The organism is Klebsiella sp. DY2415 (assembly GCF_026314315.1).
Taxonomy (GTDB): Bacteria; Pseudomonadota; Gammaproteobacteria; order Enterobacterales; family Enterobacteriaceae; genus Klebsiella; species Klebsiella ornithinolytica.
Genome location: NZ_CP111116.1, coordinates 20,004 through 31,327, shown reverse-complemented (window position 1 = coordinate 31,327; position 11,324 = coordinate 20,004). Strand labels below are relative to the sequence as shown.

The 11,324-nt window shown below is 38.9% G+C and carries 9 protein-coding genes and 1 pseudogene; 6 read left to right on the top strand and 4 right to left on the bottom strand.

Features of this window, described 5'->3' with window-relative positions:
* Positions 1-88: 88 nt before the first annotated feature.
* Complete coding sequence (locus tag OQV00_RS26450; protein WP_001515717.1) at positions 89-829, bottom strand: tyrosine-type recombinase/integrase; 741 nt, start codon at positions 827-829, stop codon at positions 89-91.
* 1,149 nt (positions 830-1,978) lie between these two features.
* Between OQV00_RS26450 and OQV00_RS26445 the strand changes: the two genes are divergently transcribed.
* Positions 1,979-2,926, top strand: coding sequence for a sensor domain-containing diguanylate cyclase (locus OQV00_RS26445; protein ID WP_064357859.1), 948 nt, complete (start codon positions 1,979-1,981; stop codon positions 2,924-2,926).
* Between the two features lie 26 nt (positions 2,927-2,952).
* Here OQV00_RS26445 and OQV00_RS26440 read toward each other — a convergent pair whose 3' ends face one another.
* The gene (locus OQV00_RS26440) at positions 2,953-4,836 is read right to left on the bottom strand and encodes a putative bifunctional diguanylate cyclase/phosphodiesterase (RefSeq protein WP_266280955.1); all 1,884 of its coding nucleotides are present in this window, start codon (positions 4,834-4,836) and stop codon (positions 2,953-2,955) included.
* 416 nt (positions 4,837-5,252) lie between these two features.
* The gene (locus OQV00_RS26435; protein ID WP_266280953.1) at positions 5,253-6,221 is read right to left on the bottom strand and encodes an IS5 family transposase; all 969 of its coding nucleotides are present in this window, start codon (positions 6,219-6,221) and stop codon (positions 5,253-5,255) included.
* Between the two features lie 56 nt (positions 6,222-6,277).
* On the opposite strand from OQV00_RS26435, the gene OQV00_RS27215 reads away from it, so the two are divergent.
* From OQV00_RS27215 to OQV00_RS27210, 3 genes are all read left to right on the top strand, one after another.
* Positions 6,278-6,535 carry a small membrane protein gene (locus OQV00_RS27215; protein WP_305955214.1) on the top strand — a complete coding sequence of 86 codons (258 nt, stop codon included), beginning with the start codon at positions 6,278-6,280 and terminating at the stop codon, positions 6,533-6,535.
* A gap of 319 nt (positions 6,536-6,854) precedes the next feature.
* Positions 6,855-7,460 (top strand): hypothetical protein, encoded by a 606-nt coding sequence (locus OQV00_RS26430; protein WP_266280950.1) that lies wholly within the window; start codon positions 6,855-6,857, stop codon positions 7,458-7,460.
* Between the two features lie 350 nt (positions 7,461-7,810).
* On the top strand, positions 7,811-8,233 hold the full coding sequence (locus OQV00_RS27210) for a helix-turn-helix transcriptional regulator (RefSeq protein WP_128206210.1): 423 nt from the start codon (positions 7,811-7,813) through the stop codon (positions 8,231-8,233).
* A 505-nt stretch (positions 8,234-8,738) separates the two neighbouring features.
* On the opposite strand, the gene OQV00_RS26425 is transcribed toward OQV00_RS27210, so the two are convergent.
* Positions 8,739-8,996, bottom strand: coding sequence for a hypothetical protein (locus OQV00_RS26425; protein WP_023292103.1), 258 nt, complete (start codon positions 8,994-8,996; stop codon positions 8,739-8,741).
* A gap of 477 nt (positions 8,997-9,473) precedes the next feature.
* Here OQV00_RS26425 and OQV00_RS26420 point away from each other — a divergent pair.
* Positions 9,474-10,151, top strand: a pseudogene (locus tag OQV00_RS26420) (CSS-motif domain-containing protein); the annotation flags it as partial.
* 66 nt (positions 10,152-10,217) lie between these two features.
* Positions 10,218-11,054, top strand: coding sequence for an EAL domain-containing protein (locus OQV00_RS26415; RefSeq protein ID WP_032693954.1), 837 nt, complete (start codon positions 10,218-10,220; stop codon positions 11,052-11,054).
* The last annotated feature ends 270 nt before the right edge of the window (positions 11,055-11,324 follow it).

Genomic DNA, 11,324 nt, shown 5'->3' with positions numbered 1-11,324 from the left:
TGTGCTGGAGCAGAGAGTGGGCTGAATGCGCTCTGCTCCTGTATTTCGTATTAGCGGAATACAGGACGTCATGCCAGGGCCGTCAATCTCAGCCGGCCGGGGGCAGGGAGCGAAGGATCTCCGCGGCATCTCGCCCATCACCGGTAAAGGGAACGGCCAGGGTGGCAGCCATGTCCAGCGCAAATACCCGGGTATAGACTTCCATCGAGCGCGGATCCTTATGCCCGGCCAGTGCCTGGATGACCTTCCTGGGCTGCCGGTGATAAAGCATGTGCATAATATAGCTGTGACGGAAAGTATGCGGCGTCACGGGGATCGAAAAATGCACGCCGTCAGCTTCAGCCCGCTTCACCGCCTGTTTCAGCCAGTTGCGCATTGTCTCATCCGTGACCGGCCATAACGGCTCACGCCGGCGGGGGCGGGTGGTGACCATCCAGCTTTCCATCTGACGCACAAAACTGGCATCCGTCAGCGGTACCAGACGCACTTCATCTTTTGGCGGCCGGCCACGACGTGCCCGCACTTTTTCCGACAGCACCCGAACAAAAGGGCGCAGACCATCCAGGTCGAACGATTCCGGGGTGAGCGTCCGGGCTTCACCGATACGGATCCCGGTATTCCACATGGTGGCGAACAACATGTGGTGACGCTGGTCAGGCATATACCAGAGGAGGGCGCTCACTTCTGGCGCCAGGAGGTAAGCCGGCGTGGCACCTGTTGAGGTGGCCATCCGCCGGAGTGCCACCGCGGTCGCAAAATCAACGCCCGGGGCGATCGGCAGCAGGGAGACGCGTTCTGGTGAATTCTGCAGGGGAATGATGCTGTTCATGAGTTATTTTTCACGTAGCGCACGCACTGTTTATGGATACAGGTATTTTGCACCTGACGGGCCGATCCTGCCATGACAATAAATCGCAGCGCGCGGATCCTTTTGTTGTCTTATCCCGCATTATTGCGGGTAAAACCAAATACGTAAAGGAACCTTTTTCTGCTCAGATCCTCCATGAAGCCAGTAATGACGCGGGTTGATGGCTGTTTTACGGTTTTTGGGAGAATTGGAGTAATGCCAGGATGTACATGTTAGGCAGGAAACAGAAGAGAAGAGAGCGCTACGCGATTTCCGGCCTGGTACACCCCTGTAACCTTGCGGGATTTCGCGTAACGCTTTCATAAGTTTACAACAGAAGAGAAAAGATATTTGCTGAAGAATGAAGTCCGTAAGTTAAATAAAAAATCATGATCCGTCCGGCACTATGTACTTAGCTGTCGTTTAGGTCTTAGGTGTTTTTGCTAAATTACGATGGTATCCCTTGTAAGAGTAATCTGGCTTGTCCTGCACATCTTCAGGTGACAATTCAGTGCAATTTCAGGGATTAATCCTTTTGTCGTCTGCAGAATCTCTCTATAAACGGGCTGTTTGTTGGTTCGCCAGAAGGAAAAAATTTAGCGTCGCGCAGATTCAGGCTGTGTTGAACTTTTCTGTTCTGTATCAACAGTTCCTGTCTTAAGCTGATACAATATACCCTCAGTAGAAAATATTGGATAAGGAAACTATGCACCTTCCTGGACAATTTTCTTGAGCCTGTCATGCCGTTTCGTCTTGTTCAGATTCAGAACTGCCATACGTTTCTTCAGCCACTGGTTTTCATAAGAAACCATGAAGATCAAGCATTAATGTCTTTATATTTATTTGAACAGATGCGCTTTAATTGTGCCACAAAAAATAAGTCATTGTAAGTTATGGCGATTTTTAATATACAAATCATTATGCATTCTGAATACATGGAAATGTATAATGAGCGCTTCAGGTCACAGATGATTAGATGTAACAGTTCACTATTCATCATGATGTATTGGAAACTTGTTAAGTTTTATATGATTATGATTATGAGATATTGGGATTATTGAGTTCCAGGACAATTCTGATAAGATAGCGATAACCAACACTACCCTGCAATAACCACTCAAGATGAAAATTATGACAAACCATAAAGAAGAGAACAGGCTATTATCATTATATTCTATGGGGATCCTTGATACAAAATCTGAAGAACGATTTGACAGATTGACGAGGATTGCCACCAAACTCTTTGATGTACCAATAGCACTTGTTTCATTAATTGATAGAGACAGGCAATGGTTTAAGTCATGTTATGGGCTGAAGATAAAAGAGACAGATAGAAGTGATTCATTTTGTACAATAGCAGTAGATCTTAGTGAACCATTAATAGTGCCTGATGCAAGCCTTGATCCAAGATTCAAAGAAAATAAATTAGTTAAAAATGATCCTTATATCCGGTTTTATGCAGGGCATCCCGTAAGACTGCCAGATGGTGAGATAGCTGGAACAATATGTATTATTGATACAGTACCAAGAGTATTAACCAGAGATGACTTCTTATTGCTTAAAGATTTAGCAGAAATCGTAGAGGATGAGTTTAGAATAATAAACGAAGCAACTACTGATCCTTTGACAGGTATATGTAACCGGCGTTCTTTCGCCCTAATGACGGATGAATCGTTAAGAAAAGCCAAAAAAAAGAAAAAAACATTCTGTGTTCTGATCATAGATCTCGATAATTTTAAACCAATCAATGATAACTTCGGTCATTCAGAAGGTAATGAAGTACTTTGCAATTTTGCAGATATGCTGGAAGATCTTAGTAGTTCAAAAAGCGTTGTTGCAAGATTAGGAGGTGATGAATTTGGTGTTCTATTACCCGAGTCAACCTATAAAGAAGCAGAAGAATTCCTTCATAAATTGAGGGCCGGGATTACCAGCTACAATCTTAATTCTCAAAAAAAATACAACATAGATTTTTCTGCAGGGATTATTGAATATGATGAGAAAATTCATACTGAACGCTCTGCTATCATGCAGGATGCAGACGAAAGAATGTATGAAATTAAAAAGGGAAAACGATAGTATATGAAAAAATAGGGCATACAGCCCTATTTTTTTTGGTCCCTCAAAAAATCAATCAGTTGATCACCTGACAAAGGCTTCGAATAATAATAACCTTGAAATTCATCGCAATTCATATTTTTAAGCAATTCAAACTGTTCATTATTTTCCACACCTTCTGCTACTATACCTAAACTGAAAGCTTTTCCAAGAGACACTATGCTTCTTACAATAGATAAGTCCCGTGCATCGTAAGCAATACCACTAATGAAAGTTCTGTCTAACTTAATCGCATCAAATGGAAATTCTCTAAGATAGTTGAGAGAGGAATATCCAGTCCCAAAATCATCAATGTGAATTTTATATCCTTTTTCTTTAAGTTTAGTCAGGTTGTTTAAAGCTAAAGTTGAATTAGTTATCATTACGCTCTCAGTAATTTCAAAAATTATTCTGCAAGGATTGACTTCATATAGTTCAGCCATTTTGTCTATATGATTAAGAAGGGTACTATTTTCAAAATCCTTACCAGATAAATTAATCGAGAAAGAAATGCTATTCACCTGTTGTGAGAAACTGAAGACCGTTGTGATAACCATTGCAGTTATAGAATGTATTAAATCTACTTTCTCAGCTAAAGGAATAAAATTGTCTGGTGGTATGAAACCATAATTTGGATGATACCATCGTATTAATGCTTCTGCGCCGGATACATCAGAATTAATAAAACTATATTTAGGTTGATAATAAACAACAAATTGGTTTTCGCGAATTGCTTCAGTTAGCAGACCAAGCATAATAATTCTCTCTTCGTGTTCTTTATATAAGCTTTCGCTACCAAATATTACATTTTCTTTATCTATTCTGTAAGTTTGAGAGAAGGCAATTTGAACATGACTTATTATATTTGATCCTGAGATATTACAGTTGTTAACTATGACGCAACCTGCGCATATGATCGGTTTAACTAATGAATCATTACTTGTGATGGATTTTTGTAATTCCTGGAAAAAAAATCCAATTCTGTTTTGAATAATATCTTTTGTGTGATATTCAACACGCTTCAATTGCAACGAGAAAATTATAGTATCGTTGTCTTTTTTAATAACAAAATCATTTTCTGAGCATACTGCAGACAATTCCTTACAGAGGTTTTCAATAATTGAAGTAATGACATCCCTTCCGTAAACCTCACTGATCAGTGAGATGTTTCGTACAGAAATCTGTGATATAATTAGTACAGTGTCTCTAAAGTTTATTTTTGATAAAGACTGCTCAATATTTTTGCAAATATTTTCTTTATCTCTTACTTCATTATCTTCACTAGAAATGATGACAGATTTATTTTTAATATGATCGTCTGTAACGATTAATAATAAACAAATAAAATCATTTCGTCGAACGTACGTTTTACACGCTATCATCTCAACTTTAAAATTAATAGATTTATCGAGTGAGAAAAAACAATCACTGCTGTTTCTTATTAAACCATATTTCAGTTCTGAAAGCCAATTATCTATACTGATAACTGGGCTGTATAATATATCCGTTATCTTTTTTCCTTCAACCAGGTTAGCACTTAAAAATATATTCGAATCACTATGAAATGAATTTATAAAAAATCTGTTATTTAACTTAATATATATGATACCTTTTGATGTTGAATTATTGTAGTTATGTTCTTTGAAGGAAAGTAAATTTTTATATGAACTATCAATTAACTCTTTTTTTATTCGACGTTTTGCTAACCAGTAGCAACCTAAAAAATTAACCAGAATCTGTGTTAGTAACAAAGATGATTGTGTTGCCCGACTTAAACCTTCAGAAAAAAAGCACAATAAAAGTAATATTGATGATAATGATACAATCAAAACACAAACAATGCAGTCATTTTTTTCTTCATTAGTTTTATGAATAATCGATAGAGGATCCATAACCAAACCTTATAGTAAAACTAACAATGCAAGAATAAATTCATTAGGGTAATATTCCATGTGTAACCTATTCATTTTATTACCATTTATAATGGTTACAAATCTACATCAGCAAGGTGATAACATACGATGAATGAAAAAGGTTTTTTGTTTATTATTCATGCTCCATGACACTGAATGGATTAGAATAAAATTAGCTATTCATACCCTGAATTAGCCAGAAAGTATTACCAGATATTAAAAAGTATTATGTTTTTATAGCAGAACAGTAACTATTACAGCAACGATTTTGAAAAAAATGATAAGTATGGCTTGTACGGGGCATGTTTACCCCATGTGAGAGAAACTTAGACTGGCTGGGGCTTTGTTGAATAAATCAGATTTCGGGTAAGTCTCCCCCGTAGCGGGTTGTGTTTTCAGGCAATACGCACGCTTTCAGGCATACCTGCTTTCGTCATTTTGTTCAGCGCTCGTACCAGGGCCATAGCCTCCGCAACCTGACCATCGTAGTCACGCAGTGTCAGTGAACCTCCGAACAGCTGTTTTACCCGGTACATCGCCGTTTCCGCTATCGAGCGACGGTTATAATCTGTTGTCCATTTCCACCGCGCATTACTCCCGGTCAGCCGCTGATTCGCAACAGCACGGTTACGGTCTGCATATTCACCGGGCCAGTAACCCGCGCCTTTTCGGGGCGGGATAAGCGCGCTGATTTTCTTACGCCGCAGTTCATCGTGACAGAGCCGGGTGTCGTAAGCGCCGTCTGCCGATGCTGCCCTGATTTTTCTGTGAGTCCGCCGGATAAGACCCGGGAAGGCTTCTGAGTCCGTCACATTGTTCAGCGACAGGTCTGCACAGATGATTTCATGTGTGTTGCTGTCAACTGCCAGATGCAACTTTCGCCATATACGACGGCGTTCTTTGCCGTGTTTTTTGACTTTCCATTCGCCTTCACCAAAGACCTTCAGCCCGGTGGAATCAATCACCAGATGCGCGATTTCACCCCGGGTGGACGTTTTGAAACTGACATTAACCGACTTTGCGCGCTTGCTGACACTGGTGTAATCCGGGCAGCGCAACGGAACATTCATCAGTGTAAAAATGGAATCAATAAAACCCTGCGCAGCGCGCAGGGTCAGCCTGAATACGCGTTTAATGACCAGCACAGTCGTGATGGCAAGGTCAGAATAGCGCTGAGGTCTGCCTCGTGAAGAAGGTGTTGCTGACTCATACCAGGCCTGAATAGCTTCATCATCCAGCCAGAAAGTTATGGAGCCACGGTTGATGAGGGCTTTATTGTAGGTGGGCCAGTTGGTGATTTTGAACTTTTGCTTTGCCACGGAACGGTCTGCGTTGTCGGGAAGATGCGTGATCTGATCCTTCAACTCAGCAAAAGTTCGATTTATTCAACAAAGCCACTGGCTGGTTGTTTTTTAGCTAAATGATTTTGGGTAGTGAAATAATTGTCACATTTCATCCCACAGGCAATAGGATTTTTCTTACTCCTGTTGTATATTACTCCCGCTGTGAATTTTGGAAAACAACAACATCTACAACATCATCATGTGAGGATAAAATGGAAACTCTGTTTTTCCTGTGGATAGCTATCGTTCTTTTCGTTATTTCAATTGTATCCCTGTTCTCATACATAAGAGACAGAAGGAGAATCAGAAGGATATTCATTAGTAAAAGAAGATAACCCACAAGACATGAATAAGGTGGTGATGGTTAATTCAATCACTGCATCTTTAATAATAACATAAACCAATAAAAACAGGGAGTGAATTAAAAAACCAAGACTCTAATCAATCACTGCAGGTTTATAACGATCACTATAAATTATTATATCGATGACATCTGTTGCAGTAAATTTAAAATAAATAATTTGCAATTTTAACATTCTTTTTATAATAATTAGGCTTCTATTGATTGTGTTTTTAATAGGTAACATTAGCCTATAGTTACGCTGGAGAAGGATATTACATAGTATGCCAGATATCGGTATATCTGGACGTAGAATGTCTACGTTACAGAAAAGAATACTCATTGTACTTGCCGCTTTGGATGAGCGTAAGCATATGCCAGTAGCCACTAAGGATATTGAACGAGTGCTAGCACAAGGAGGGGAAAAACCGGTATATGGTTCAAACTTAAGAGCTGCATGCAGAAAGCTCGAAGAAGCAGGATTTCTCAATACACTGAGAGCACGGAATTTGCAACTTGCTGTCGAACTAACTGAAACGGGTAAACTTATAGCACAGCCTTTACTTGAGAAGGAGAAGAATGATGAACTGGATAAAAAAAGGATTAGAGAGTGTCATGTATTACCCCACACCATGGCTTCATGGAGGGAAGTTGCGCATAGTATCGAGATAGATGGTAAAACATATTCTGTATTCCGCTGTGCATACGTAATTCGTTTGAATAAAACAAACTGTCTACAGTTATGGACAAACACAAGGAAAATACTGAAACTTGAAGGAGACGCATTACAAATCGGCGAATGGTATCAGAAATGTTACGATGCAGGGATACATTGTCACATTCAAATTAATGAAGGCGAATGCTTGAGCAAGAGGAGTGTGGAGTATCTCAATTTCAAACATGATTTATTCACTAAATAGGTCATGTAATCGATTACGTATTGATGAGGACATTATTTGGATTACATGGATGTTTCATTCGACGACGACCTTCTGGAATCAGTGATAATTCATCAAAGGGATTATCTGGCTGTAAATAGTAAAATCCAATAACGTTGGCAACGAATCATTTCGAAAGATGTTTGAAGTAAAAGTATAAGTCATTACTAAGAATGCTTTCATTTATGAAGCAATAATTAACATTTTTAAAAAAAATAGCAATCCCGCACATTCAATTCATAATCAAAAAAAATGATGACTACCTGCTCGGTAAAGATGTTGTGTTTTATGAGACCGTGTCGGGTGAATTATTCTTACCTAATGCCAAATTTATGAAATGTAAACCAGCCAGGATTTTGTTTATATTGCATGATTATACTGATGGCTTTTGTTTTGATGATGTAAAACGATTTGAGAATAACACTTTTACTTTCTCAATGAAAAATAATACTGTTGAGCAACTAATGATTACTATCAAACATGGTTTGATAAATTACACACATTCGCAATCTTGTTCCATTCAGGAAGAAAAGATTGAAAAACGTGTACGCATTAATTTATCTAAAAAACAGTCAAAAATTACTATTCAACTGGCGAATGGACTAGATCTTAAGACAATATCTTCACTAAACAAAGTTACTGTCAATACTATAAAATATCATATAAAAGAAATAAAGAAAAAGATGAAACTGGCTAGCACATATGAGTTGTATCAATTCGCGCATATGTTAAAATCCCTCACGGACTCGACCTAATATCCCTTTTTAATTGTTAACACAGGTATTTTTATGTTATTCTATGTTGTTTTATCTATTTCGCTGGTTTTATTATATGGGATGATAATAAAATATAAAGTGAAATCAAGGAAATCACAGGGCACTGTAAAAAAGCCTATGGCAATCAGGAATAATAGAAATCTAAAGTAGATTCAAAGAGAATAGCTTTCGGGTATAAATGTAGTTATTCCGTCTTCAGTAAGTTAATGATAAATACTTTACCTCATGTTATACAGGACGAGTTGTTCTCACTTTTATCTAATGTGTCTTTATATCTAAAACTGAAGTCATTGATTCCAGACAGGGCGCGATGACGGTAGTTATCCCGTCTTGTCATTGCACAAGAATACTGAAAATCTACGGCCAATCCGACTGACCAGAATAATCAGAATTATTATTGCACAACAAATTTTCTTTTCCTCACTTCACTGATTCTGACGTGCGTTAAGTAAAAACTGAGAAGATCTGCCAAATAATATATGATCTAATGTAGCTCTATATTATTTTTCCCGGAAATTAGCTGCAACAGATATATTCTGTCTTTCTCAATGAGAGCTGGAAATGTATCGCCAGTAGCTGCCAGCAGAGACCATACTTCCAGGATGGCATAGGCCTTGGTATATTCAAGTGCGAAACCTAACCCTTCCAGAGAACCTGCTCTGCGAATATGTTCACATATTGCATTTTCACATACTCGTGTCAAGGCTTCATAGCTGAGCGAAAAATCATATTTTTTATCCATCTTAAGCTATCTCCACCCAAATGCAGATATCTGGTTACACATTGTAATGCGAAACATTATTAATAATAACCCGATTATAACATAATCTTTCGTTTTGTAATGCCGGCACCACACAACATTTTACTCTGTTTTTTTTAAAAAAATAGTACCTTTGTTTTGGTGCACACCTTAGGGAGCGATCGCCCAGCAAAAAATCAATATTCGTTCTATAATAGCGAGTAAAAAACCGCATTACATGCATTGCCTAAAAGTTGCGCAATAAATCTGGAGCCTTCACAAGGCTATTAATAACGCATGAATTATCTCTGTAAATCATAACCAGTATCTATCCGAACCATGTCACATTATTTGATTCATACCCGTGATGAGTAAGGCAAGAATAGGTATACTGGAATAGTATGTTCAGTGCCAGCTAATCGGTCAGTGAAGTTGGCGAAAATATAGCTTTATATCTTTTCAATTTGAGGGGAGATCTGCATGGTTAGTCGTAAGCTGGAACGTTTGATTAGCCCTGGAAAGTGGATACATAATCTATCAGTCCTCTCTTTATCGATTCTTTCAGCTGGTATATTTTTTTTTGTATTATCTGAGAGCGTAGCTTACCTGATTTTTCGGGATAAAATTAAAGACTATACTTCCGATGTGCTTGTTCGCTCTGAATCGCTCCTAGTTCAGACTGAATCTGTCAAGACTGCTGCAAAGTCACATGTGAATATAGCAGACAGTCCATGTACTAATGAAAATATCTTACATCTTCGGGTTGTAGTATGGCCCTATCCGTTGATTAAAGATGTTGGCTACATCATAAAAGGAGAATTAGCCTGTAGTGCTCTGTGGGGGAGTTTACGTCCCACCTTAAGTCTGGAACATTTTGATAAAAAATGGCCTTCGCGTGAAGGAGTGTGGCTTTTTGGTATTAAGCTTATGGATGATATATCCGTCAATGGATATATTTCTGAAGGTATTATGGTGACCCTATCACCATTTGTCTTCAGACGATTCGAAACTGATATGTATTCAAAAAACTTTAGCGCTGTTGTCGGAAATAGTAAGCATGACAGGCATTACTTCAATATAGGACCTGATGCTCCTCTTCTTGATCGGCATGATAGCGTTCCACTAAGGTTTAGAGTGTTTAGGGCATGTAGCCTACATTATGATCTCTGTGTTGCAGGAGGTGGGTATTTTACGGGGATATTTTCAGAGCACTGGAGCATACAAATGTTATTAGTAACAGTGTCACTACTTTCCGGTTTAATGATTTATATTCTCATTATGAACAGAGCAGAACTCAATAGTTCACTATCTGCAAGGTTTGTAAAGGCTTTGAAAAATGAAGCCCTGTCGCTGGTCTATCAACCTATTTACAGAATTGAAGACGGACAGATCTGCGGATTTGAGGCCTTGCTCAGATGGAAAGATGAAAGACTCGGGAATATTAGCCCTGAAGTATTTATACCGCTTTCTGAAAGGGAAGGGTTGCAGGAGGATGTGACTTTATTCGTCATTAACCATGCTATCCGAGAATTTATCCATACTGCTATTCAGAATGAAATATTTTTGAGCGTAAACATTAATCCAAGCGATCTTGACTCAGAAAAATTCAGGGATAAACTACTAGGATTAATTTCTGAATATAACATCCCATATAAAACAATCCTTCTTGAAATTACGGAGCGTCAAGGAGGGGATTTTGAAGGTATGAAAATTCACATTGATAAATATAAAAATCATGGTGTCAGGTTTGCCATCGATGACTTTGGGACAGGATATTCTAATCTTAATCTGGTAGCTGCGCTTGATGTAGATGAAATAAAAATAGACAAATCGCTAACTAGTGCTATTGGTACTGAATCTTTACGATATGATCTTCTTCCCGGACTGCATGAGATGTTCCGCTCCATTGCAGATAAGATTGTGTTTGAGGGTGTAGAGACTCAGGAGCAGGTGAACTATCTGAAGACGTTCTGGCCACAGAGTTATGCTCAGGGCTGGTATTACTCCAGAGCGCTTCCGCTGGAAGAAGCGAGAAAACTTACCATCCGGGAATTGAACTGACCGGCACTTTCAGCGCAAACACTCAGCAATTGCTTGCCGATCAGCTGGTAGAAATTGAAGGGCAGTGTAATCACCTGCTGCTGGCGCAGGGGAAAGCGTTACTGAAAAGTCGTTCTGAACTGCTTAAATAACAGAGAAACCAGGATGTGATTTGATGCAAAAACACGGAACACCGAATGTAATATTTACTGAGATGAGCGAGCTTTGTCTCATAGTACAGAGGAGTCGGGGCTGCCAGTATCCGGTAGATAGCATTATTCGTCTGCAACA